Annotated in this window: 23 protein-coding genes; 11 read left to right on the top strand and 12 right to left on the bottom strand. The window is 71.3% G+C overall.

The annotated features are described in order from the left end of the window. Positions 1-270 precede the first annotated feature (270 nt). Both ACZ58V_RS30985 and ACZ58V_RS30980 read left to right on the top strand, forming a co-directional pair. Entirely contained in the window at positions 271-1,902 is a 1,632-nt protein-coding gene (locus ACZ58V_RS30985; protein WP_471294105.1) for a penicillin-binding transpeptidase domain-containing protein, read from the top strand. 97 nt (positions 1,903-1,999) lie between these two features. Next, positions 2,000-3,670 (top strand): penicillin-binding transpeptidase domain-containing protein, encoded by a 1,671-nt coding sequence (locus ACZ58V_RS30980; protein WP_471294103.1) that lies wholly within the window; start codon positions 2,000-2,002, stop codon positions 3,668-3,670. Between the two features lie 9 nt (positions 3,671-3,679). Here the strand turns inward: ACZ58V_RS30980 and ACZ58V_RS30975 are convergent, their stop codons facing one another. Continuing rightward, the gene (locus ACZ58V_RS30975) at positions 3,680-4,045 is read right to left on the bottom strand and encodes an SsgA family sporulation/cell division regulator (RefSeq protein ID WP_468197814.1); all 366 of its coding nucleotides are present in this window, start codon (positions 4,043-4,045) and stop codon (positions 3,680-3,682) included. A gap of 168 nt (positions 4,046-4,213) precedes the next feature. Here ACZ58V_RS30975 and ACZ58V_RS30970 point away from each other — a divergent pair, with 168 nt between their 5' ends. The 6 genes from ACZ58V_RS30970 to ACZ58V_RS30945 all read left to right on the top strand — a co-directional run bounded on the left by ACZ58V_RS30970 (position 4,214) and on the right by ACZ58V_RS30945 (position 9,044). Further along, positions 4,214-5,287 carry an energy-coupling factor ABC transporter permease gene (locus ACZ58V_RS30970; RefSeq protein WP_471294100.1) on the top strand — a complete coding sequence of 358 codons (1,074 nt, stop codon included), beginning with the start codon at positions 4,214-4,216 and terminating at the stop codon, positions 5,285-5,287. A gap of 1 nt (position 5,288) precedes the next feature. Next, a complete protein-coding gene (gene cbiQ / locus ACZ58V_RS30965) occupies positions 5,289-6,050 on the top strand; it encodes a cobalt ECF transporter T component CbiQ (protein WP_468197818.1) in 762 nt (253 codons plus the stop codon). Further along, the gene (locus tag ACZ58V_RS30960; RefSeq protein WP_468197821.1) at positions 6,038-6,814 is read left to right on the top strand and encodes an energy-coupling factor ABC transporter ATP-binding protein; all 777 of its coding nucleotides are present in this window, start codon (positions 6,038-6,040) and stop codon (positions 6,812-6,814) included. Before cbiQ ends, ACZ58V_RS30960 begins: the two co-directional genes overlap by 13 nt. 10 nt (positions 6,815-6,824) lie before the next feature. Then, positions 6,825-7,286, top strand: coding sequence for a MarR family winged helix-turn-helix transcriptional regulator (locus tag ACZ58V_RS30955; protein ID WP_468197823.1), 462 nt, complete (start codon positions 6,825-6,827; stop codon positions 7,284-7,286). 105 nt (positions 7,287-7,391) lie between these two features. Continuing rightward, positions 7,392-7,838 (top strand): organic hydroperoxide resistance protein, encoded by a 447-nt coding sequence (locus ACZ58V_RS30950; RefSeq protein WP_468197825.1) that lies wholly within the window; start codon positions 7,392-7,394, stop codon positions 7,836-7,838. A 42-nt stretch (positions 7,839-7,880) separates the two neighbouring features. After that, positions 7,881-9,044, top strand: coding sequence for a serine hydrolase domain-containing protein (locus ACZ58V_RS30945; protein ID WP_468197827.1), 1,164 nt, complete (start codon positions 7,881-7,883; stop codon positions 9,042-9,044). Positions 9,045-9,063: 19 nt separating this feature from the next. Here the strand turns inward: ACZ58V_RS30945 and ACZ58V_RS30940 are convergent, their stop codons facing one another. The 4 genes from ACZ58V_RS30940 to ACZ58V_RS30925 form a co-directional block, all read right to left on the bottom strand. Further along, positions 9,064-9,339: a DUF1876 domain-containing protein gene (locus tag ACZ58V_RS30940; protein WP_468197829.1), complete on the bottom strand. Its 276-nt coding sequence runs from the start codon at positions 9,337-9,339 to the stop codon at positions 9,064-9,066. Positions 9,340-9,405: 66 nt separating this feature from the next. Beyond that, positions 9,406-10,251, bottom strand: a complete 846-nt coding sequence (locus ACZ58V_RS30935; RefSeq protein WP_471294094.1) for an EamA family transporter — start codon at positions 10,249-10,251, stop codon at positions 9,406-9,408. Further along, positions 10,248-10,763: a YbaK/EbsC family protein gene (locus tag ACZ58V_RS30930; protein WP_471294092.1), complete on the bottom strand. Its 516-nt coding sequence runs from the start codon at positions 10,761-10,763 to the stop codon at positions 10,248-10,250. The genes ACZ58V_RS30935 and ACZ58V_RS30930 overlap by 4 nt, the downstream gene beginning before the upstream one ends. A gap of 61 nt (positions 10,764-10,824) precedes the next feature. Continuing rightward, on the bottom strand, positions 10,825-11,544 hold the full coding sequence (locus ACZ58V_RS30925; protein WP_471294090.1) for a helix-turn-helix domain-containing protein: 720 nt from the start codon (positions 11,542-11,544) through the stop codon (positions 10,825-10,827). 223 nt (positions 11,545-11,767) lie between these two features. Here ACZ58V_RS30925 and ACZ58V_RS30920 point away from each other — a divergent pair, with 223 nt between their 5' ends. After that, positions 11,768-12,439, top strand: coding sequence for a DUF4097 family beta strand repeat-containing protein (locus ACZ58V_RS30920; protein ID WP_471294087.1), 672 nt, complete (start codon positions 11,768-11,770; stop codon positions 12,437-12,439). 83 nt (positions 12,440-12,522) lie between these two features. On the opposite strand, the gene ACZ58V_RS30915 is transcribed toward ACZ58V_RS30920, so the two are convergent. Continuing rightward, positions 12,523-14,724 (bottom strand): MMPL family transporter, encoded by a 2,202-nt coding sequence (locus tag ACZ58V_RS30915; protein WP_471294085.1) that lies wholly within the window; start codon positions 14,722-14,724, stop codon positions 12,523-12,525. A gap of 112 nt (positions 14,725-14,836) precedes the next feature. Next, positions 14,837-15,436, bottom strand: a complete 600-nt coding sequence (locus ACZ58V_RS30910) for a TetR/AcrR family transcriptional regulator (RefSeq protein WP_468197842.1) — start codon at positions 15,434-15,436, stop codon at positions 14,837-14,839. Positions 15,437-15,615: 179 nt separating this feature from the next. Here ACZ58V_RS30910 and ACZ58V_RS30905 point away from each other — a divergent pair, with 179 nt between their 5' ends. Continuing rightward, positions 15,616-18,858: a S41 family peptidase gene (locus ACZ58V_RS30905; RefSeq protein ID WP_471294082.1), complete on the top strand. Its 3,243-nt coding sequence runs from the start codon at positions 15,616-15,618 to the stop codon at positions 18,856-18,858. A gap of 64 nt (positions 18,859-18,922) precedes the next feature. Here ACZ58V_RS30905 and ACZ58V_RS30900 read toward each other — a convergent pair whose 3' ends face one another. The 4 genes from ACZ58V_RS30900 to ACZ58V_RS30885 form a co-directional block, all read right to left on the bottom strand. Continuing rightward, positions 18,923-19,159, bottom strand: a complete 237-nt coding sequence (locus ACZ58V_RS30900; protein ID WP_471294080.1) for a hypothetical protein — start codon at positions 19,157-19,159, stop codon at positions 18,923-18,925. A 76-nt stretch (positions 19,160-19,235) separates the two neighbouring features. Next, positions 19,236-20,120 carry an SDR family oxidoreductase gene (locus ACZ58V_RS30895; RefSeq protein ID WP_471294078.1) on the bottom strand — a complete coding sequence of 295 codons (885 nt, stop codon included), beginning with the start codon at positions 20,118-20,120 and terminating at the stop codon, positions 19,236-19,238. After that, positions 20,117-21,040, bottom strand: a complete 924-nt coding sequence (locus tag ACZ58V_RS30890) for an alpha/beta fold hydrolase (RefSeq protein WP_471294076.1) — start codon at positions 21,038-21,040, stop codon at positions 20,117-20,119. The genes ACZ58V_RS30895 and ACZ58V_RS30890 overlap by 4 nt, the downstream gene beginning before the upstream one ends. Further along, on the bottom strand, positions 21,037-22,557 hold the full coding sequence (locus tag ACZ58V_RS30885) for a flavin-containing monooxygenase (RefSeq protein WP_468197852.1): 1,521 nt from the start codon (positions 22,555-22,557) through the stop codon (positions 21,037-21,039). Before ACZ58V_RS30885 ends, ACZ58V_RS30890 begins: the two co-directional genes overlap by 4 nt. Positions 22,558-22,689: 132 nt before the next feature. On the opposite strand from ACZ58V_RS30885, the gene ACZ58V_RS30880 reads away from it, so the two are divergent. Then, a complete protein-coding gene (locus ACZ58V_RS30880; protein WP_468197854.1) occupies positions 22,690-23,337 on the top strand; it encodes a MerR family transcriptional regulator in 648 nt (215 codons plus the stop codon). Here the strand turns inward: ACZ58V_RS30880 and ACZ58V_RS30875 are convergent. Then, positions 23,334-24,137 (bottom strand): exodeoxyribonuclease III, encoded by an 804-nt coding sequence (locus ACZ58V_RS30875; RefSeq protein WP_468197856.1) that lies wholly within the window; start codon positions 24,135-24,137, stop codon positions 23,334-23,336. The two genes, ACZ58V_RS30880 and ACZ58V_RS30875, sit on opposite strands and share 4 nt — an antisense overlap. Positions 24,138-24,182: the final 45 nt, after the last annotated feature.

The raw sequence follows: 24,182 nt of genomic DNA, 5'->3' as shown, positions 1-24,182 counted from the left end.
GTCGCCCCGAAAGCCCGAGGTCAGGGCATTGGGCGTCACCGAGTGAGAGTCTTCATCTACTTCTGGCCCCTGTACACGGGCACCGCCATCCCCATCGACGACTGGCGGTCCAGGATGTGGCTGGATACGCGGGTCTGACCTACGTTTCGGTCAAGAATCGAAAACTCCCACCCCTGTGGTAACCGCTTTCCCCTAGAGTGCTCCCGGGACCGAGCTTTTTGAACGCGTTCAAAGGAGCGTGTGGAGGCTCGACGGGGAGAGGACGGCCTGATGGCCAAGGGGGTCAAGGTCGCTGTCATAGGCGGCGTGTTCGCGGTGATGGTGGGCGGGGCCGGGTACGGCGCCTTCAACATCGTGAGCGCGCTGACCGGCGACGGGGGCACGAGCGGGGTGGCCGCGGAGAAGAAGTCGGGGCCGCCCGGCAAGGACGAGGTCGAGGAGACCAGCGCCAAGTTCTTCGCGGCCTGGGAGAAGGGCGAGGCCGCGCGGGCCGCGGGGTACACGAACAACGACGCGGCCGCCGAGCAGCTGCTCACCGCCTTCGGGGACGACGCGCACATCACCGACGTGAAGATCACGCCCGGCACGGCGCGCGGCACCACCGTGCCGTACACGGTGAAGGCCAAGGTGGCCTACGACGGGAAGTCCGAGCCGCTCGACTACAAGAGCGAGCTGAAGGTCGTGCGCGGACTCACCACCGGGCGGGCCCTGGTCGACTGGCAGCCCGCTGTCGTGCACCCCGGGCTGAAGAAGGACGACACGCTCGTCACGGAGAAGTCGGCCAACCCGCCGATCGAGGCCGTCGGCCGTGACGGCACCGAGCTGACAAAGCAGAAGTACCCCTCCCTCGGCCCGGTCCTGGACGCCCTGCGTGCCAAGTACGGCAAGGAGGCCGGCGGCACCCCCGGCATCGAGCTGGCGATCCGGCACGCCGGCGAGGGCGTCGCCGACACCCCGCTGCTGACCCTCGCCAAGGGCAAGCCGGGCAAGCTGACCACCACGATCAGCCCGAGCGCGCAGGCGGCGGCCGAGAAGGCGGTCAAGCGGTTCGCCCAGTCATCGGTGGTGGCCGTCAAGCCCAGCAGCGGCGAGGTCCTGGCGGTGGCCAACAACCGTACGGACGGCTTCAACGCGGCCTTCGAGGGACAGGCCGCGCCCGGCTCCACCATGAAGATCATGACGGCCGCGATGCTCATCGACAACGGCGTGACCTCGATGAACGGCCCGGCGCCCTGTCCGGACACCGCCGTGTGGCAGGGGCAGACCTTCAAGAACCTCACCGACATGAAGCCCAACGAGGACGCCACGCTCGCCAACAGCTTCATGCGGTCCTGCAACACCGCCTTCATCAAGCTCATCGACGAGAAGCCGCTCACCGACGCCTCGCTGACGCAGGAGGCCGAGCAGCGCTTCGGGCTCGGGCAGGACAACTGGAAGACCGGCATCGTCTCCTTCGACGGCAGCGTCCCCGCGGTGAGCGGACCGGACCGGGCGGCCGGCGCCATCGGGCAGGGCCAGGTCCAGATGAGTCCGCTGAACATGGCCTCGGTGACCGCGACCGCGATCACCGGCAGCTTCCGCCAGCCCTACCTGGTCTCGCCGGAGCTGGACGGCCGGCAGCTCGCGCGGGCCGAGGGCCTGCGGGCGAGCACCGCCGCGCAGCTGAAGCAGATGATGCGGCTCACCGCCACGCAGGGCACCGCCGCGGAGGCCATGCGAGGGCTGGGCGGCGACATCGGCGCCAAGACCGGTTCCGCCGAGGTCGACGGCAACGCCAAGTCCAACAGCTGGTTCACCGGGTTCCGGGGCGACGTCGCGGCGGCGGCCATGACCGAGGAGGGCGGTCACGGCGGTGACGCGGCCGGGCCGATTGTCGCAGCCGTGCTACGAACGGGTGGCTGATCTCACGCGCGCATGACGGGACTCTAGGGTGGTGGGCGTCGTTGGGACAGCTGAGGGCAACGGGGACCCTGGGGATTCGCGGAGGAACGGACAAGCAGTGGGCAACAGAAGGCGCGTCGCCGAGCGACGGAAGACCAGACCCGCCGTGATCGGCGGGGTGATCGCCGTGGTCGTCGGTGGCGCCGGGTTCGGCGCCTACGCGCTGTTCGGCGGCGGCGCGGCCGCCGAGGACGGGAGCCGGGCGGCATCGGACCAGAAGCCCAAGGTGAAGACCGGGCCGCTGTCGGCGACCGAGGTCACCACCACCGCCCGTGCCTTCCTCACCGCCTGGCAGTCCGGGAAGGTTCCGCAGGCCGCCGCGGCCACCGACGAAGCGGCCGCGGCGACGGCCCTGCTCACCGGCTACACCAAGGACGCCCGTATCAAGGACGTCACCCTCACCCCGGGCAAGCCCACCGGTGACAAGGTGCCGTTCTCCGTCAAGGGCACGGTGGCGTACAAGGACACCGAGAAGCCGCTGGCGTACGAGAGCGCGCTGACCGTCGTGCGCCGCACCAGCGACGGAAAGCCGCTGGTGGACTGGCACTCGGCGGTCGTCCACCCGGACCTCAAGGACGGCGACAAGCTGGTCACCGGCGAGGCGGGCACGCCCCCGGTCAAGGCGCTCGACCGGGACGGCGGCGAGCTGACCAAGCAGAAGTACGCCTCGCTCGGCCCGGTGCTGGACGGGCTGCGCGAGAAGTACGGCAAGGAGGCCGGCGGCAAGGCCGGTATCGAGCTGCGGGTCGTGCGCGGGAAGGCCGCCAAGTCGGACGACCTCTCCGACAAGACCCTGCTGGAGCTGAGCGAGGGCACGCCCGGCACGGTGAAGACCACGCTGGACCCCGCCCTCCAGGCGGCGGCCGAGAAGCAGGTCGCGAAGAAGGCCAAGTCGTCGGTGGCCGTCATGCGGGCCTCGACCGGCGAGATCCTGGCCGCCGCCAACGCCTCGCCCGGCTTCAACACCGCCTTCCAGGGCTCGCTCGCGCCCGGCTCCACGATGAAGGTCATCACCGCCTCGCTGCTGCTGGACAAGGGCCTGGCCTCGGCGGACAAGAAGCACCCGTGCCCGAAGTACTTCACGTACGGGCACTGGAAGTTCCAGAACGACGACAAGTTCGAGATCAAGAACGGCACGTTCAAGGCGAGCTTCGCCCGCTCCTGCAACACGGCCTTCATCAGCCAGGCGCCGAAGCTCAAGGACGACGACCTGACCAAGCAGGCCCAGCAGGTCTTCGGCCTGGGGATGAACAACTGGGCGATCGGTGTGCCGTCCTTCGACGGCGCCGTGCCGGTGCAGTCGGCGGCCCAGATGGGGGCCTCGCTGATCGGGCAGGGCGGGGTCCGGATGAACCCGCTGAACATGGCGTCGGTGTCGGCGACGGTCAAGGCCGGCACCTTCCACCAGCCGTATCTGGTCTCCCCGGACGTGGACGAGCGCAAGCTCGCCAAGGCCTCGCGCACCATGTCGTCGGGCACGCTGTCGCAGCTGCGTGAGCTGATGTCGTACACGGCCGCCTACGGCACGGCCGCGGAGGCGATGTCGGGCGTCGGCGGCGATGTCGGCGCGAAGACCGGGTCGGCCGAGGTCGACAACCAGAAGAAGCCGAACGGCTGGTTCACCGCCTACCGAGGCGATCTCGCGGCAGCGGGCGTGGTCCAGCAGGGCGGCCACGGCGGCGAGACGGCCGGGCCGATCGTGGCGGCGCTGCTGAAGATGGGGAGCTGACCCGGAAGGTCAGTGGATGACCGGTTCCGCGGCGGCCATGTACGTCCGCCGCAGGAACCGCAGCAGCGCCTGCCGTTCGAACTGCACCACCAGCACGCCCTCCGGGGAGTGGAACTCGACCACGGCCTGCACCCGGCCGCACGGCCACACCCGCACCTCACCGCTGCCCGCGGGGGCCCGCAGCCCCTCCTCCAGGAGGTCACGGCCGAAGGTCCACTCGCGCGCCCCGGCACCCGGCAGTCTGATGCCCACCGCACGGGGATCCCGGTCCGGGTCGTACCGCAGAGTGACCGGAACCGCCTCCAGCTCATCGATCAACGGTACGGCCGCGTCCGTGACGATATGGGCTCGCGCGTACTGCTCGACTACGGACATCGGACGGCCCCTTCACCGTGGGCAACCTGAGCGGAAACTGTGCGTCCGCTCCCTCTCCAATGTCGCATATTTTCCGGATTACGCCCTTGGGGCCGGACATATCACGGGTGAGATAAGACAAGCGTCACGCTCTTGCAAACCGTTCGCATCAAGCCACATCATCGAATCGTGCATGTACCTGACGGATTCATCGACGCCCCCACCTCCGCCGCCACCGGTGTGATCGCCGCGGGCGCCATCGCCGTGAGCCTGCGCGGAGCGCGGCGCGAACTCGACGAGCGCACCGCCCCGCTGGCCGGCCTCGTCGCGGCGTTCATCTTCGCGGTGCAGATGCTCAACTTCCCCGTCGCGGCCGGGACCAGCGGCCATCTATTGGGGGGCGCGCTCGCCGCGATCCTCGTGGGCCCCTACACGGGGGTCCTGTGCGTCTCCGTCGTCCTGCTGATGCAGGGCCTGCTCTTCGCGGACGGCGGCCTGACCGCGCTCGGCGTGAACATCACCAACATGGCGATCGTCACGACGGTCGTCGCCTACGCCCTCTTCCGCGGCCTGGCGAAGGTGCTCCCCCGCTCCCGCCGGTCGATCACCGCGGCCTCCTTCGTCGCCGCCCTCGTCTCCGTCCCGGCCGCCGCTCTGGCCTTCACGCTCATGTACGCCATCGGCGGCACCACCGACGTGTCGATCGGCAAGGTCGCCACCGCCATGATCGGCGTGCACCTGCTGATCGGCATCGGTGAGGCCGCGATCACCGCGCTGACCGTCGGCGCGGTCCTCGCCGTGCGCCCGGACCTGGTCCACGGGGCCCGCGGCCTCACCCCCAAGCTCAAGCTGCGGGTGAACGGCGAACTGGTCGACGCGCCCGGCGCCGAGCCCGAGCCCGCCCCCGTGGCCGCCCGGACCTCCCACCGCAGGGTGTGGGCCGCGGGCCTGGTCGCCTCCCTCCTGCTGGCCGGACTCGTCAGCTTCTACGCCTCGGCCGATCCGGACGGCCTGGAGAAGGTCGCCACCGACCACGGCATCGACAAGAAGGCCGAGGAGCACGCCGCGGCCGACTCCCCGCTCGCCGACTACGGCGTCAAGGATGTCGATGACGCCCGCCTGTCCGGGGGGCTGGCGGGCGTCATCGGCGTGGGTGTCACGGTCGTCGCGGGCAGCGCGGTCTTCTGGGCGGTACGCCGGCGCCGTTCTGACGACGCGTCCCCGACGGAAACGTCGAACGCGACGAGCAGCACGGGCGTCTGACATGGGTGCGGGTCACGCGCACAAGCTCTACCGGCACGGGCACTCGCCGGTGCACGCCCTGCCGCCGCACACCAAACTCGCCGCCGTGTTCGCGTTCGTGCTGGTCGTGGTGGCGACGCCGCGCGAGGCGATGTGGGCGTTCGGGGGGTACGCCGTACTGCTGGGCGTCGTCGCGTACGTCGCGCGCGTGCCCGCCGGGTTCCTGCTCCGGCGGCTGCTGATCGAGGTGCCGTTCGTCGCGTTCGCGGTGCTCATGCCGTTCGTGGCGGAGGGCGAGCGGGTCGATGTCCTGGGCATGTCCCTGAGCGTCAACGGCCTGTGGGGCGCCTGGAACGTGCTCGCCAAGGGCACGCTCGGCGTCGCCGCCTCCGTACTCCTCGCCGCCACCACCGACCTGCGCGAACTCCTCCTCGGCCTGCAGCGCCTCAAGCTCCCGCCGCTCCTCGTGCAGATCGCGTCGTTCATGATCCGCTACGGCGACGTCATCGCGGACGAGATGCGGCGCATGCGGATCGCCCGGGAGTCCCGCGGCTTCGAGGCGAAGGGCGTCCGGCACTGGGGCGTGCTCGCCAAGTCCGCCGGCGCGCTGTTCATCCGCTCCTACGAGCGCGGCGAACGCGTGCATCTGGCCATGGTCAGCCGCGGCTACGCCGGTGCCATGCCGGTCATCGACGAGGTGACCGCGTCCCGGACGCAGTGGTCGTACGCCCTGGCCCTCCCGGGCGCGGCCCTCGTCGTCTGTCTGCTGGGATGGTCCCTGTGACTGATGTGACCCCTTCACTCGAAGTGGCCGGACTGGCCTTCGCCTATCCCGACGGCCACCAGGCCCTCTTCGGCGTCGACTTCTCGATCGCGCGCGGCGAGCGGGTCGCGCTGCTCGGGCCGAACGGCGCCGGCAAGACGACCCTCGTGCTGCACCTCAACGGCATCCTGACCGGCGGCGCCGGCACGGTGCGGGTCGCCGGGCTGCCCGTGGACAAGCGGCACATGGCCGAGATCCGGCGCCGGGTCGGCATCGTCTTCCAGGATCCGGACGACCAGCTCTTCATGCCGACCGTCCGGGAGGACGTGGCGTTCGGGCCGGCGGCGGCCGGACTGAAGGGGCCGGAGCTGGAGGAGCGCGTGGACCGGGCCCTGGAGCGGGTCGGCATGGCGGAGTTCAAGGAGAGGCCCCCGCACCACCTCTCCTTCGGGCAGCGCCGCCGGGTGGCCGTGGCGACCGTCCTCGCCATGGAGCCGGAGATCCTCGTCCTCGACGAGCCCTCCTCCAACCTCGACCCCGCCTCCCGCCGCGAACTGGCCGACATCCTGCGCTCGCTGGACGTGACGGTCCTGATGGTCACGCACGACCTCCCCTACGCCCTGGAGCTGTGCCCGCGCTCCCTGGTCCTCAGCGAGGGCGTGATCGCGGCGGACGGCCCGACCGGTGAACTGCTCTCCGACGAGGAGCTGATGCGCGCCCACCGGCTGGAGCTGCCGTTCGGCTTCGATCCGCGTTCCGTGCCGGCCGCGGAGGCCCGTCCGTGACAATGGGCGCGTGACGAACGAGGAGACCGAAGGCTCACTGCTGCTGGACGAGCAGCTGTGCTTCGCCCTGTACGCCGCCCAGCGCGCGGTGACGGCCGCGTACCGCCCGCTCCTCGACGCACTCGGCCTCACCTATCCCCAGTACCTCGTGCTGCTGGTCCTGTGGGAGCGCGGCGAGACCACGGTCAAGGAACTGGCCGCGGCCCTGCGCCTCGACTACGGCACGGTCTCGCCGCTGCTGAAGCGGCTGGAGGCGGCGGGTCTGCTGCGGCGCGAACGGTCGGCGCGGGACGAGCGGTCGGTGCTCGTGGCGGTGACCGGGCGCGGGGAGGAACTCCGGGAGCGCGCGACCTGCGTGCCCGGTGCGCTGCTCGCGGCGACGGGCCTGGACGGCACGGAGATCGCACGGCTCCGCGAGGAGCTGTGGCACCTGGCCGGGAAGGCGGAGTCGGCGGCGGACCGGGCCCGCTGATCGCGGGTTACCCCGGGTTGCAACCCCCTGGTGGCGCGGGCCGGTTACTGGCCAGTACCTTGTGCACGATGTGTTTGTGCACACCTGTTTCCGGGGGAGGACAGCATGACTGACGGCCCCGCCGTCGACACCCGCCCGACGAAGATCATGTACGTCGCGGAGGCCACCGCCCACGGCGGCCGTGAGGGCTACGTCACCAGCCAGGACGGCCAGATCGAGCTCAAGGTCGCGATGCCCCCGCAGCTCGGCGGCGACGGCAACGGCACCAACCCGGAACAGCTCTTCGCGGCCGGCTACAGCTCCTGCTTCCACAACGCCCTGATCCTGGTCGGCAACCGCGAGGGCTACGACCTGACCGGCTCCACGGTCGCCGCGAAGGTCGGCATCGGCCCCAACGCCCAGCACGGCTACGGCCTCGCGGTCGCCCTGAGCGTCTCCCTCCCGGTCGTCGACCCCGACCTCGCGACCAAGCTGGTGGACGCGGCCCACGAGATCTGCCCGTACTCGAACGCGACCCGCGGGAACATCGACGTGACGATCCTGCTTGGCTAAGGGGGAGCACCGCAGGACCGCAGCAGGACGAGGAGTTCGGACGTGGACGTGAACGGCACAGTCGCCGAGGGCTTCGAGCCGGTCAGGGAAGCGTTCGTACGGAACTTCGAGACGCTCGGGGAGCGGGGTGCGTCGGTCGCCGTCTACCGGGAGGGGCAGCAGGTCGTCGACCTGTGGGCCGGCACGAAGGACGTCGACGGCACGGCCCCCTGGGAGCACGGCACCGCCCAGGTCGTGCGCTCGGCGACGAAGGGCATAGCCGCCGCCGTACTGCTCCTGCTGCACCAGCGCGGACAGCTGGACCTGGACGCGCCGGTGGGCCACTACTGGCCGGAGTTCAAGGCGCGGGGCAAGGAGGGGGTACTGGTCCGGCACGTCCTGAACCACCGGGCCGGCCTGCCGGTCCTCGACCACCCCCTCACCCCCGAGCAGGCCCTCGACCCGCTGCGGGGCCCCGCGGCGGTCGCCGCCCAGGCCCCCGTGTGGGAGCCCGGCACCGACCACGGCTACCACGCGCTCACCTACGGCTGGATGCTCGACGAACTCGTGCGGCGCGTGACCGGGCAGGGCGCGGGCGAGTGGCTCGCGGCACAGATCACCCGCCCGCTGGGCCTGGACCTCTGGCTCGGCCTGCCCGAGTCGGAGGCCCACCGGGTGGGACGCGCGGGCCGCGTCGAGGGCCCCGAGCCGACCGGGGGCCTGCGCGCCCGCCCGAAGCGCTCGGTCACCGAGGCCTACGAGGACCCGGCCTCCCTCACCCGCCGGGCCTTCGCGGCGATCACGCCGTTCCCGGAACAGAACGACCCCGCCTACCGCGCGGCGGCCCTGCCCGCGACCAACGCCATCGCGACGGCGGACGGACTGGCCCGCTTCTACGCGACGCTGATCGGCGACACGGCCGGCGCCTCACGCCTCTTCACGCCGGAGACGGTCGAACTGGCCCGGGCCGAGGAGGCGGCGGGCCCCGACCGCGTCCTGGTGGTCGGCACCCGCTTCGGCCTCGGCTACATGCTGCACGGCAGCGCCTCGCCCTTCCTGACCCCGGGCTCCTTCGGCCACCCGGGCCGCGGCGGCGCCCTGGGCTTCGCGGACCCGGAGTCCGAGATCGCCTTCGGCTACGTCACGAACGGCTTCCGCAAGACGGTGACGGCGGATCCGCGGGCGCAGGGGCTGGTGCGGGCGGTACGGCAGGCCCTGGGGCTCTGAGGCCCCCGATCAACCGGCTCTAGACATGGATCGGGTGGGAGATCCGCCCGGACGCCTGGTCGATCTCCTCGTGCGCTTTGGTCAGTAGCTGCATGGCGAGTTCGTTGAGCGCCCGGGCCCCGGCGATCTCCTCTCCGACCCTGGGCTGATTGGCGTCGGACCGGTGCCGGTTGGCTGCCCCGTGCGCCCGTACCTCGGTACCGTCGGGCAGCCGCACCAGCGCGACCGCGCGCGTGTGCTGGTCGTCCTCCATGAACTCCATCTCGACGTGCCATCCCGCTCGGGTGTGCATCATGACGATCACCTCCGGAAGACCTAGTTCCAGGGTGCTCCTCACGTGCGGCAAGCGCACCCGTCTCGCCTACCCGGCGTGCAGCATCAACCCGATCCCGACGACGAGCAGCCCGGCCGCCGCGATCCTCGGAACCCCGAACCGCTCCTTGAAGAACACGGCGCCGATCGCCGCGCCCACGATGATCGACGACTCGCGCAGGGCCGCGATGGGCGCGAGTTCGGCCTTGGTCTGGGCCCACAGGACGAGGGCGTAGGCGGCGACGGAGAGGGCGGCCCCGATGAGCCCGGTCACGGCGAACGGCCGCAGCAGGGCGACGGTCCGCCCGCGCCAGCGGCTCACGGCGTACGCGGGGATGACGGCCCCTTGCACGGCCATCAGCCAGGCGATGTACCCGAGCGAGGACCCCGACGCACGCACGCCCAGCCCGTCCACGACGGTGTACACGGCGATCGTCAGCCCGGTCGCCAGGGCCGCCCCGATCGCCGCCCAGTCGGGCCGCCGCCCGCGCAGCCCCCACAGGGCGACGCCGGTCAGCCCCGCGCACGACAGGGCGATACCGGCGGCGGCCCACCCGTCGGGCACCTCGTGTGCGAAGAGCGCCGCGAGCAGGGTCACGACGAGGGGCGCGGTGCCGCGCGCGATGGGATAGGCCTGCCCGAAGTCGCCCAGCCGGAAGGACTTCATCAGCAGCGCGTAGTAGGCGATGTGAATGGCGGCGGACAAGAGCAGATACGGCCACGCCCCGGCCGCCGGGAACGCCACGAACGGCGCGAGCGCCAGCCCGATGACCAGCCCGCCGCCCGAGATCAGCGCGAACCCGGCGAGCTTGTCCGTGATCCTGTGCGCGAGGGCGTTCCAGCTGGCGTGGGTCACGGCGGCGAGCAGCACCGCGGCCGTGACCAGCGGCGTCACGTGGCGCTCTCGCGCACGTCCACCAGAGTCGCGCCGGCGTGGGCGACGAGGTCGGGGGGCGTCATGGGGAACACGGTGTACGGCGTCCCGGCCGCCGCCCACACGGTCTCGTGGTCGAGCAGGGACCGGTCGGCGAGCACGCGCGTCTTCGTCCGGTGCCCGAAGGGCGGCACGCCACCGATGGCATAGCCGGTCGTCTCCCGCACGACATCGACCTTCGCCCGGGTGACCTTGTCCGCGCCGAGCTCCTTCCGCACCAGTTCGAGGTCGACCCGGGAGGCCCCGTCCATGAGCACCAGCACGGGCACCCCGTCCGCCGCGAAGATCAGCGACTTGCAGATCTGGCTCAGCTCACATCCGAGAGCGGCGGCGGCTTCGGCTGCGGTACGGGTGGCTTCCGGAAAGCGCCGGACGAGCGGAACGACCTCGTCGAGCCCGAGCTCCCGCAGGGCCTGGGCGAAGAGGGGATGTGCTCCGGAGTCCTCGGCGTCAGTGGCGGCTGTCGTCGTCATGGGGGCACGCTAGCGGTCCGTGTATCTGGCACGCGAGGGGGTTCAGCGGACCTCGCGCCGCCTAGGCCGGGTCCGCCTTCGTACGGAGGATCTCGCGTGCCTGTTCCGCCGCGCGGGCCGTGCTCTCGCTGACGAAGTCGAGGAAGCGGGCGATGTTCTCGAGGCGGGTGGCGACCGGGGTGCCGGGGCCGAGGACGCCGACGCCCTGCCGTGCGATCTCGACGATCTGGGCGATGGACCGGGCGCTGGCCATCATCGACTGGTACCAGATGTCGTCGTCGACGATGTAGCGCTCGCGGCGGCGTTCGTCGCGTTCCCGGCGGACGAGGCCCTGGCTGTCGAGGAACGCGACCGCTTTGGAGATGGACGCCGGGCTGACCTGGAGGCGCTGGACGAGTTCGGACGCGGTGAGGCTGCCGGTGTCGGTCAGGGTGAGGCAGGCCATCACCCGGGCCGGCATCGTGGTCATGCCCGAGGACATGAGGACGGTGGTGAACATCTCCTCGTACTCACGCACGGCCTCGATGTCGCGCCCGTGGGCCTGCGAGGGCGCCTCGGCCGCCCGGGGCGTGGTCTGCCGGCGCCGGTGGGCGCGGCGTTCGGTGGCGCGGTGGGCCAGGTCGGCGCGGTAGGCGGTGGGACCGCCGTTGCGCATGACCTCGCGTGTGATGGTCGAGGTCGGGCGGTCGACGCGTCGGGCGATCTCCGCGTAGGCGAGGCCGTCGGCCAGTCCCAGCGCGATCTGCTGACGTTCCTGCTGGGTGAGCCTGCCTCCCGGCATCGAAATCTCCTTCGTTCGTCTCAGGTGGCCTTCAGCATAGCGTTCACCTTCATTTCATTGCAACGATAGCGCGAGTGGCGTTGCATTAAACCAGCGACCATTGCAACGAAATTGCTGACCTCACCTGCATTTATGCTCTTCAATCGCAACGAGTGTGTTGCCATAGTCATGAACGCAACGTAGCGTTTCATCCATCAGAAACGACGAGCTCAAGGAGAGCACGATGCAGAAGTTCACCACCCCCGCCCCGATCTCCGCCGTCCTCGACATCCCCGCCGGACGCATCCAGTTCATCGCCGCCGACCGGGCCGACACCACCGTCGAGGTCCGGCCCGCGGTCAGCTCGAACGGCCGCGACGTGAAGGCGGCGGAGCAGATCAGCGTCGAGTACGGCGACGGCGTCCTGCGGATCGAGGCCGCACCGGCGAAGAACCGGATCCTCGGCAACTCCGGGTCCGTCGAGGTGACCGTCCAGTTGCCCGCCGGCTCCCGCGTCGAGGCGAAGGCGGCCAGCTCCGAGTTCCGGGGCGTCGGACGGCTCGGCGATGTCGCCTTCGAGGGCGCGCACGGCTCGGTCAAGCTCGACGAGACCGAGGGCGCCCGCCTCACCCTCCTCGCCGGCGACGTCTCGGTCGGCCGCCTGGGCGGCGCCGCGGAGATCAGCACCCAGAAGGGCGACATCCGGGTCACCGAGGCCATGGGCGGCACGGTCGAGCTGCGCACCGAGCACGGCGAGATCTCGATCGGCGCCGGCCGCGGCGTCTCCGCCTCCCTGGACGCCGGCACCGGCTTCGGCCGGATCCACAACGCGCTGATGAACGCCGACGGAGCCGCCGCCGGTCTGAACATCCGCGCGACCACCGCCTACGGCGACATCACCGCCCGCAGCCTGTAGGGGAGATGAGCGCGGAAAAGCCGGTGAGGGCGCCCGTCCCCACGGAGCCCTCACCGGCCGGTTTCTCCACAGACAGCGGAGCGTCAGGCGCGTACCAGCTCCCGGTCCGTGTCCCCGCGGTCGGTGTCCGAGCGCAGGCCCTCGCCCTCGACGTCCACGTTGGGCAGCACCCGGTCCAGCCACTTGGGCAGCCACCAGGCCTTGCGGCCGAGGAGGGCCAGGACGGCCGGGACGATGGCCATGCGGACGATGAACGCGTCGAAGAAGACCGCGATCGCGAGGCCGAAGCCGATCATCTTGACCATCGACTCGGACGAGCCGATGAAGCCGGCGAAGACCGCCATCATGATGACCGCCGCGGCCGTCACCACCCGGGCGCCGTGCCGGAAGCCCGTCACGATCGCCTGGCCGGCCTTCTCGCCGTGGACGTAGGCCTCCCGCATCCGGGTCACCAGGAACACCTCGTAGTCCATGGCGAGGCCGAAGACCACACCGACCATGAAGATCGGCATCATCGACATGACCGGGCCCGTCTGCTCCACGCCCATCAGGTCCGACAGCCAGCCCCACTGGAAGACCGCGACCACCGCGCCGAGGGCGGCCATCACCGACAGCAGGAAGCCGAGGGCCGCCTTCAGCGGGACCAGGATCGAGCGGAAGACCACGATCAGGAGGAGGAAGGCCAGGCCGACCACCAGGACCAGGTAGGGGATCAGCGCGTCGTTGAGCTTCTCGCTGACGTCGATGTTCATCGCCGTGCTGCCGGTGACCAGGACGTTCGCGCCCGTGTCGGCCTTGATGCCCGTGCCCGCGTCCCGGATGCCGTGCACCAGGTTCTCCGTCGTCACGGAGGACGGCTGGGAGCCCGGGATCACGGTGATGGTGGCCGTGTCGCCGGCCTTGTTGGGCGCCGGCGGTGTCACCGTGACGACGTCCTTGAGGCCCTTGATCTCGTCACCGACGTCACCGAAGACCGCCTGCGGGTCGTCGCTGTCCTTGGCGTCGACGACGACCATCAGCGGGCCGTTGAAGCCCGGGCCGAAGCCCTCCGACAGCAGGTCGTAGGCGCGGCGCTGGGTGGTGGAGGTGGGCTGGGAGCCGTCGTCCGGCAGGCCCAGTTCCAGGCTCGACGCCGGGACGGCCGCCGCGCCGAGGCCGATGACACCGAGCAGCAGGACCGCGACCGGGCGACGTACGACGAAACTCGCCCAGCGCGTGCCCAGGTTGGGGCGCTCCGGCTTCTTCGACGCCCGGCCGAACCGCTTGCCCTTCTCTCCCATGGGCTTCACCTTCCGGCCCGCGTACCCGAGCAGCGCCGGGATCATGGTCAGCGCGATCAGCACCGCGATGGCCACCGTGCCCGCCGCCGCGACGCCCATCTTCGTGAGCATCGGGATGTTGACGACCGACAGACCCACCAGCGCGATCACGACCGTCAGTCCCGCGAAGACCACCGCCGAACCCGCTGTGCCGGTGGCCCGCCCCGCCGCCTCCTCGCGGTCGCGGCCCTCGGCCAGTTCGGCGCGGTAGCGGGAGACGATGAACAGGGCGTAGTCGATGCCGACCGCGAGGCCGATCATCATCGCCAGGGTGGAGGTCGTGGAGCCCAGATCCAGGGCACTGGCCAGTGCCGTGATCGTGGAGACACCGATGCCCACGCCGATGAGCGCCGTCAGCAGCGGCAGACCGGCCGCGACCAGTGAGCCGAAGGTGATGACGAGGACGACCGCGGCGACCGCGATGCCGATGATCTCGCTGCTGCCGGTGTGCGGAACGGTCTGGAGCGCGTCACCGCCGATCTCGACGGTCAGCCCGGCCTTCCGCGCGTCCTGCGCGCTGTCCTGAAGGGCGTCGCGGGAGGAGTCCTCCAGCTCCATGCCGGAGACCTTGTACGACACCTGCGCGTAGGCGATCGTGCCGTCCTTGCTGACGGCCTTCGCCTGGTACGGGTCGGTGACGCGGGTGACCTCGGAGCCGTCGGCCAGTTCCTTGACGGTCTCCCGGACCGTCGCCTTGTTGCCGGGGTCGGTCATCTTCTCGCCGCTCGGCGCCTTGAAGACGACGCGTGCGGTGGCTCCGTCGGCGCTCACACCGGGGAAGCGCTGTTCCAGCAGGTCGAAGGCCTTCTGGGCCTCCGTACCGGGGATGGAGAACGAGCTGTTGCCCGCGGCGGGGGCGCTGGCCGCGCCGACACCGGCGAGGGTCAGCAGGGCCACCCAGATCAGGGCGACGAAGTGCCGCCGCCGGAACGAGAGCCGGCCGAGTTTGTAGAGGAAAGTGGCCACGAGGGCGTACTCCCGGTCAGGTCGTGGGGTATTTCAGGGCAGGGGTGATCAGCCCGACGACGTGAGCGGTGATCGCGTCAGGTGCTGCGGTGGGGATTGCTCAGGTGGTGGTTCAGGTGGTGGGGATGCCGAGGGCGGGGAGGACCACGGCGTCGATGTACGAGATGAGGAAGGCCTGCGTCGGCGGCTGGTCGTCGATCAGCGTGCGGGTGGCGAAGGCGCCCACCAGCATGTGCACGACGTAGTCCAGGGCCGGGCAGTCGGCGCGGATCTCGCCGCGGTCGACCGCCTTGCGCACCACCCGTTGGAACTCCTCCATCTCCGGCTCGATGAGCAGTTCCCTGAAGGCCTGGAGGAGATCCGGGTTGGCGTGCACCGCCATGAACAGACCCCGCATCAGCGCGGCGTTCTGCTGCATGGTGCAGTCGTCCTCACGCGAGGTGAGGGCGTGGAGGTCGCCGCGCAGGGAGCCGGTGTCGACGTCGGCGATGTTGCCCGGCTTGTTGTGCCGGACCGCCTTCGCCACCAGCTCCGGCTTGCCGCCCCACTGGCGGTAGAGCGTCGCCTTGCTGGACCGGGTGCGCGCTGCCACGGCGTCCATGGTGAGGGCGTCGTAGCCGACTTCCCGGAGCAGGTCGAGCACGGCCGCGTACAGCTCGGCCTCCCGCTCGGGGGTGATCCGACTGCGACGCGCGGTGGCGGCCTCAGCCATCTCGCTCACCTTCCTGCTCCGAACCGTGCCTCCGAACGACACGGTTTCGTACGCGACTTCGTACACGACGAATGTAGCGCAGCCACTATGGAAACGAAACCGTTTCGTACGTGTCCTGCGTCACGGGGCCCTGTTTGTCATAACTTGCTGCGTTCCGCCCCCGGGCAAAGCATGGGGACGTGAGCTATCTGCGTCTGCCGCATCTCCATGACGACCTGCTGTGCTTCGTGGCCGAGGACGACCTCTGGCTCGCCCCGCTCGACGCCCCGGGCCGCGCCTGGCGGCTCACCGTCGACCGCACCAAGCTGGGCCACCCCCGCTTCTCCCCCGACGGCCGCCGCCTCGCGTACACGAGCTGGCGCAGCCTGCTGCCCGAGGTGCATCTCGTGCCGGTGGACGGCGGCCCGGGCCGCCGGCTGACCCACTGGGGCAGCGCCGACACCCGGGTCTGCGGCTGGACCCCGGACGGCGAGATCCTGGCCGTGGCCTCGCACGGCGAGCCCTTCTCCTTCTTCACCTGGGGCTACAAGGTCCCCCTCGACGGCGCCCCGGGCCGCAAGCTGCCCTGGGGGCCGGTCGCAGACCTCCAGGTCGCGGACCTGGACGGGGAGCGGAAGACCCTTCTCCTCACCGGCACCCCGCCGCACGAGCCGGCCTCCTGGAAGCGCTACCGGGGCGGGGCCATGGGCCGGCTGTGGCTGCACGGCGAACGGCTGCTCGAAGGCCTCGGCGGCCATCTGCACTCCCCCATGTTCGTCGGCGGCCGGATCGCCTTCCTCTCCGACCACGAGGGCGTCGGCAACCTCTACTCGTGCGCCTACGACGGCTCCGGCCTGCGCCGCCACACCGACCACGACGCCTTCTACGCCCGGCACGCCTCCAGTGACGGGACCCGGGTGGTGTACCAGTGCGCGGGCGACCTGTGGCTGGTCGACGACCTGTCGCCGGACTCCGAGCCGCGGCGGCTGGACGTACGGCTGAGCGGGCCGCGCGCGGGGCGGCGCCCGTACCAGGTGGCGGCGGCCCAGCACATCGACGGGATCTCGGTCGACGAGACCGGCCGGGCCAGCGCGGTCGTCGTACGCGGCAGCCTGTACTGGCTCACCCACCGCGACGGGCCCGCCCGCACCCTCACCGACACCCCGGGCGTCCGGGTGCGGATGCCGGAGATGCTCGGCGCGAGCGGGCGGGTGGCGTATGTGACGGACGCGGAGGGCGAGGACGCGATCGAGATCGCCTCCCTGCCCCGGGCGTCCGGCGACCGCGGGCCGCGGCGGCTGGCCTCGGGCGCCCTGGGCCGGGTGCGCGAGCTGGTCTCCGACCCGGAGGGCGAGCGCCTCGCGGTCGCCTCGCACGACGGGCGGCTGCTGCTCGTGGACGTGACCGAGGACTCCGACGGTGCGGTCACCGAGCTGATCCGGTCGGTCAACGGGCCCGTGCGCGACCTCGCGTTCTCCCCGGACGGGGCGTGGCTGACCTGGTCGCATCCGGGCATCGGGCGGACCCTGCGGCAGATCAAGATGGCCAGGATCAAGGGGGGTTCCGTCATCGACGTCACCAACGGCCGCTTCGAGGACGAGAACCCGGTCTTCACACGCGACGGCCGCTACCTCGCCTTCCTGTCCTGGCGCGGCTTCGACCCCGTCTACGACGTGCACACCGGCGACCTGTCCTTCCCGCTGGGCTGCCGCCCCTACCTCGTGCCGCTGTCCTGCGCGACGCCCTCCCCGTTCGCGGTGAACCCGGAGGGCCGTCCGGCCGCCGGGGGCCTGGACCCGGTGGAGGACGACGAGAACGGCGACGGCGGGGCGGTGACCGTCGAGGCCGAGGGGCTGGAGAGCCGGGTCACGCCCTTCCCGGTGGCCGCCTCCAAGTACTCGGCGCTGCACCCGGTCGCGGGCGGCGGACTGGTGTGGCTGCGCTGGCCGATCTCGGGCGCGCTGGGCGAGACGTTCGCCAACCCGGACGACACCAGCGGTCGGCCGACCCTGGAGCACTTCGGCATCACCAAGGCCAAGAAGTCCGAACTGGTCGGGCATCTCGACTGGTTCGCGGTGAGCGGCGACGGCAGCCGGCTGGTCGTGGTCGACGAGGGCGAGCTGCGCGCGGTACCGGCCACCGAGTCGGGCGACGCCGACTCGACGGTGTGGATCGACGCGCGCCGCATCCTGCACGTGGCCGACCCGGCGGCGGAGTGGCGGCAGGCGTACGAGGAGGCCGGGCGGCTGATCCGGGCGTACTTCTGGGAGCCGGGCATGTGCGGTATCGACTGGGCCGGGGTGCTGGACCAGTACCGCCCGCTGGTCGAACGGGTCGCCTCCCCGGACGAGTTCGCGGACCTGCTGCGCGAGGTGCTGGGCGAGCTGGGCACCTCCCACGCGTACGTCACCGCCGCCCGGCGCAACGAGGGCCCACCCCACTACCAGCGCCGGCAGGGCCTGCTGGGCGCCAACTTCGTACGCCGGGACGGCGGCTGGACGGTCAAGCGGATCCTGGCCGGCGACTCCTCCGACTCCAAGGCCCGCTCCCCGCTGGCCGGCACGGGCATCCGGGAGGGCGCGGTCCTCACCCACGTCGACGGCCGCCCGGTGGATCCGGACGCGGGCCCCTATCCGCTGCTGGCGGGCGCGGGCGCCTCGACGGTGGAGCTGACCTTCACCCCGGCCGGGGACTCGACGCAGGGCCTGGGCCCGCCCCGGCGGGTCGCCGTCGTCCCGCTGGTCGACGAGCGGCCGTTGCGCTACCAGGACTGGGTGGCCAAACGCCGGGCGGTGGTACGGGAGTTGAGCGGCGGGCGCTGCGGCTATCTGCACATCCCGGACATGGGCGGTTCGGGCTGGGCGCAGTTCAACCGCGATCTGCGCATGGAGGTATCCCGGCCGGCCCTGATCGTGGATGTGCGCGGCAACGCCGGCGGCCACATCAGCGAGTTGGTCATCGAGACGCTGAGCCGCACGATCCTGGGCTGGGACCTGACCCGCGACGCCCAGCCCGTGTCGTACACCTCGAACGCGCCGAGGGGCCCGGTGGTGGCCCTGGCGGACGAGGCGACCTCCTCCGACGGCGACATGATCACCGCCGCCTTCAAACTGCTGAAGCTGGGCCCGGTGGTGGGGCAGCGGACCTGGGGCGGTGTCGTCGGCATGACCGGCCGCCACGAGCTGGGGGACGGCACGGTGATCACGGTGCCGATGAACGCGGCCTGGTTCGACGCGTACGGCTGGTCGGTGGAGAACAGGGGCGTCGCCCCCGACATCGACGTCCTGCGCACCCCGCTGGACTGGGCGGAGGGCCGCCACGCCCAGCTGACCGACGCGGTGGAGCTGGCGCTCGGGCTGCTGGAGAGCAACCCTCCGGCGGTGCCGCCGACGTACAGCGACGTACCGGACCGCTCCCGGCCGAAGCTGCCGCCGCGGACCTGAGAAGGACGGGGACGCGAGGAAGGGGTGCCCCGCGCGAGGCACCCCTTCCTTTCAGCACGCGTCGTCAGGCGTCGTAGTCCTGGTCGAAGCGGTCCTCCTGCTCGCGCTCCCGCTCGCGGTCACGCTGCGGGTTCTGCGGGTTCTGCGGGTGCTGCGGGTTCTGCGGGTGCTGCGGCGAGTCCATGTCCTCGTCCCGCCGGCGACCGCGGCCCTGCATCTGCTCGCGGGCCTGGTCGGCCTTCTGACGGGCCTGGTTCTGCCACTGCTCGGACTTCTCCTGGAACTGGTCCTTCATACCCATGTGGGTTCACTCCCGTTGGGGGTGAGGGGATCTGGCCCGATCAGATTCACACGGGTCGTGACCCTGCGCATGTCGATCACTTACGGAGCGTAGTCCGCTGCTGCTCGTCGGCCGCTCCACCCGCCCCGACGAGGCCCGTGCGCATGCCCGTCAGCCGGTCCGCGAACCGCCGCATCTCGCGCTGCCCCACGGTCCCGATGACCCCGGGCAGATAGCCGCGCACGCCCTGCATGCCGCGCAGCCACCACTGCCCGTACACATGGCTCGACCGGCTCTCTATCCCGGCCACGAGCCGGTCCACGGCCGGGCCCAGCGGATAGGTCTTGTTGGACGGCCAGGGCAGCCGCTGCCTCAACTCCCGCATGACGTCGTCCTGGTCGGCCCCGCGCACCATGTCGGTGTCGGTCCACGACAGATACCCGACGCCGACCTTCACACCCCGGTGCCCGACCTCGGCGCGCAGGCTGTGCGCATACGCCTCCACTCCGGACTTGGACGCGCAGTACGCGGTCATCATCGGCGCCGGGGTGATCGCGGCGAGGGACGCGATCTGGAGCAGATACCCCCGGCTCTGGAGCAGCATCGGCAGGAAGGCGCGGCCGGTCACCGCCGAGCCGATCAGATTGACCTCGATCACCCGCCGCCAGGACTCCGGGTCGGAGTCGGCGAAGGGACCGCCGGTGGCGACACCGGCGTTGGCGACGACGATGTCGACCCTCCCGAAGCGCTCCTCGACCTCGCTCGCGACCCGGGCCATCGCCTCGTGGTCGGTGACGTCGGCGTGCCAGTGGTCGCTGTCGCTGTGCAGCCGCCCGGAGACCTCCTTGAGCGCGTCGGGCTCCAGGCCGACCAGCGCCACCTTCACGCCGCGCGCGGAGAGCTTGCGGGCCAGCAGCTCCCCGACGCCACGCGCCGCCCCGGTCACCACGGCGACCTTCCCCTCGAGGCTCACCCTGCTCATGCGCTCTCCTCGGATACGACCTGGACGTGTGCGTGGACGAGTTCCCGTATGCGTTGGCCGACCAGCCCCGGCGCCTCGATGGGCGTCATGTGGCCGATGCCGGGCAGCTCGGTGAGCCCGGTGCACTGCGGCAGCGCGGCGGCCAGGGCCCGGGCCTGCACGGGCGGGGTCAGCCGGTCCGCCGTACCGACGACGACGGCCGTGGGCACGCGCAGCTCACGTACGCCGTGGTCGAGGTCGAGCAGGTCCAGCACCTGCGACCAGGAGTGGCGGACCTTGCGGGGGCAGGCGTGCACGATGCGGGCGCACGCCTCGACCATGTGCGGGGCCGAACCGGCGCCCATCGTCCCGTACTTGAGGATCCGGCGGGCCAGCGGTGTGACCGGTCCGAGCGGCGCCCGGGAGCCGAGGATCCGTCGCGTCAGCCAGGTGCGCGGCCGCCCGGCCCGGATCGGTACGACGGTGGAGGCGGCGACCAGCCGCGAACTGCCCGTGCTGCACAGCAGGACAGCGGCCGCGTGCGCCCGGAAGCCGGCCCGCTCGGAGGCCGCCATCACGGTCATGCCGCCCATGGAGTGCCCGGCGATCACGGCCTGTTCGCCGGGCGCCAGGGTGGCTTCGAGCACGGCCTCCAGGTCGTCGGCGAGCGCCTCGGCACTGCACGCGGGGCTCGCGGGGCTGCGCCCGTGGCCGCGCTGGTCGTAGGCGATGACCCGGTGGTCGGCGGCCAGTTCGCGGATCTGCGCCGCCCAGAAGGCGGTGGAGCAGGTCCAGCCGTGGGCGAGGACGACGGCCGGGGCACCGTCGGGGCCGTGGATCTCGACGTGCAGCCGGGCGCCGTCGGCGGACACGGCGGTCAGTTCGCGCGCGGGGGCGGGCGGGGCGTAGGGCCCGGAGTCGACGTGCAGGAGGCGGCTCACGCGTCCACCCCGGCCTTCTCGGCTTCCTTCCGCGCGGGGACGCGCAGGACGTCGTACTCCGCGAGATCCACCCGTCGTGTCGCCCGCCGGAACTCGCCTGTCGTGCCGGGCCAGATGGTGGTGTTGCGGCCGCTCGCGTCGAGGTACCAGCTGGTGCAGCCGCCGGTGTTCCACACCGTGCGCTTCATGCGCTCCTGCACCCGGTGGTTCCAGGCCTGCACGGCGGCCGGGCGTGCGTCGAGGGCGACCCTGCCCCCGAGGACGTCGAGTTGGCGGACGTAGTCGGCCAGGTAGTTCAGCTGGGACTCGATCATGAGGATCATCGAGGAGTTCCCGAGGCCGGTGTTGGGCCCGATGATCGTCATCCAGTTGGGGAACCCGGCGGCGGAGGCGCCGCGCAGGGCCTCCATACCGCCCTTCCAGGTCTCCGCGAGGGTCCGTCCGTCGGCGCCCACGACCCGGTCCGCGATGGGCATGTCGGTGACGTGGAAGCCGGTGCCGAAGACGATCGCGTCGACCTCGGCCTCACTGCCGTCGGCGGCGACCAGGGTGGATCCGCGGACCTCGGCCAGGCCGCTCGCGACCACGTCCACGTTGGGTTGCGCGAGCGCCGGGTAGTAGTCGCTGGACAGCAGGATCCGCTTGCAGCCGATGCGGTAGTCCGGGGTGAGCTTCGCCCGCAGGGCCGGGTCCTTGATGGAGCGGGCCATGTTGCGCCGGGCCATCTCCTCGACGAGGCCGAGCTGGCCCGGGTGCTTGGTGAACGCCTGCACCTGCAACTCCCGGATGCCCCACAGCAGTCCGCGCCGAAGCTGCGAGGTGAAGGGCAGCTGCCGGTGCAGCCACCTCTCGGTGCCGCTGATGTTCCGGTCCACGCGGGGCATGACCCACGGCGGGGTCCGCTGGAACAGGGTCAGGCGCGAGACGTCGGGCTGGACGGCCGGCACGATCTGGGCGGCCGAGGCCCCGGTCCCCACCATCGCGACGCGCTTGCCGCGCAGGTCGTAGTCGTGGTCCCAGCGGGCCGAGTGGAAGACCTTGCCGGGGAAGGACTCCAGCCCCGGTATCTCCGGCACCTTCGGATCGGACAGCGGCCCGGTCGCCGAGACGACCAGGTCCGCCGACAGGTTCCCGCTGCTGGTCTCGATGTCCCAGCACAGCCGCTCCGCGTTCCAGCTCATCCGCTTCACCTCCGAGTCGAAGCGGATGTGCGGCCGCAGCCGGAACACGTCCGTGACGTGCTCCAGATAGGCGCGGATGTGCTCCTGCCCGGAGAAGGTGCGCGGCCATTCGGGGTTGGGCGCGAAGGAGAACGAGTACAGATGCGAGGGCACGTCGCACCGGCACCCCGGGTAGCTGTTGTCCCGCCAGGTGCCGCCGACGCTGCTCGCCCGCTCCAGGACGACGAAGTCGGTGACGCCCTCGCGGCGCAGCCGCACGGCGGCCCCCAGCCCGCCGAACCCGGACCCGACCACCGCGACCCGTACATGCTCGCGTTCGTGTTCGCGCTCGCCCATGCCGACACCTCCACACACACCACGAGAACCATGCCAGTGAACACTGGCGCAATGGGAGCGTAGGGCAGCGGCGTACTGATGGGTAGGGGGCGGAACGAGGAAGTCACCCGTGGTACGCCTTAAGGTGCCCAGGTGGCCGAGAAGCGTGAATACCGCATGGAAGAGCTGGCCCGCCTGGCCGGGATCACGGTGCGCACCCTGCGCTTCTACCGCGAACGCAAACTGATCCCGCCACCCCGCAGGGATGGCCGTATCGCCTGGTACGACGATCACCACCTGGCCCGGCTGCGCACGATCACGGCCCTGCTGGAACGCGGCCACACCCTCAGCGGCATCGCGGAACTCGCGGAGGCCTTCGACAACGGCCGGGGCGTCGGCGACCTGCTCGGCGTCGGGGGCGCCCCCACCGAGGAGGAGCCGGTCCACCTCACCCCCGAGGAACTCGCCGACCACTTCTCCGGCGAGACCACGCCCGAGAACCTCGCCGCCGCGATGGAACTCGGCTACCTCGGCACCGACGGCGACGAGATCGTCCACATCAGCCGCCGCCTCCTGGACGTCTCCTCGGCCCTGGTCCACGAGGGCATCCCCCTCGCCGACGTCCTCGACGCGGCCAAACAGGTCCGCACCCACGCCGACGCCCTGGCCGAACTCTTCACCGACCTGGTCCTGCGCCACGCCTCCCCCCAGGACCTGCCCCGCCTGCGCCCGCTGGCACGGAGCGTGGTGGAGGCGGAACTGTCGCTGGCGCTGGACCGGCGGATGCGCAGGCCGTCCTAGCGGTCGTACACCACGGTCACGGGCGCGTGATCGGACCACCGCTCCGCGTGCGTGGCGGCCCGCTCGACGAACCCCTTGACCGCCCGCCCGGCGAGCCCGGGCGTGGCCAGGTGGTAGTCGATCCGCCAACCTGTGTCGTTATCGAAGGCCCGCCCCCGATACGACCACCACGAGTACGGCCCCTCGACCTCGGGATGCAGCGCCCGTACGACGTCGACGTAGCCACCGTCGGCCGGGTCGAGCACGCGTCCCAGCCACTCGCGCTCCTCCGGCAGGAACCCGGAGTTCTTCCGGTTCCCGCGCCAGTTCTTGAGGTCGGCCTCCTGGTGGGCGATGTTCCAGTCGCCGCAGACCAGGACCTCGCGGCCCTCGGCCGCGGCACGCTCCCTGAGTCCCTTCAGATGGGCGAGGAACTCGCCCATGAAGCGCATCTTCTCGTCCTGTCGCTCGGTGCCGACCTCACCCGAGGGCAGATACAGGGAGGCGACGGTGACGCCCGGGAGGTCGGCCTCCACGTACCGCCCGCTGCCGTCGAACTCCTCCGACCCGAACCCGACCTGGACCCGGTCGGGCTCGCGGCGGCTGTACAGGGACACCCCGGCCCGCCCCTTGGCGGCGGCCGGCGCGTGTGTCACATGCCACCCCTCGGGCGCCCGCACCTGCTCGGGCAGCTGCCCCGGCTCGGCACGCACCTCCTGCAGGCACAGCACATCGGCGTCGGTCGCCGCCAGCCACTCCACGAAGCCCTTCTTCGCGGCGGCCCGCAGCCCGTTCACATTCACAGAGGTCACTGTCAGCAAAACACTCTCCTCGACATCACAGGCGACCCCATCGGCAGGACCCGT

This window comes from Streptomyces sp. NPDC040589, assembly GCF_055594445.1.
This window is presented reverse-complemented; position numbering and strand designations above follow the sequence as displayed.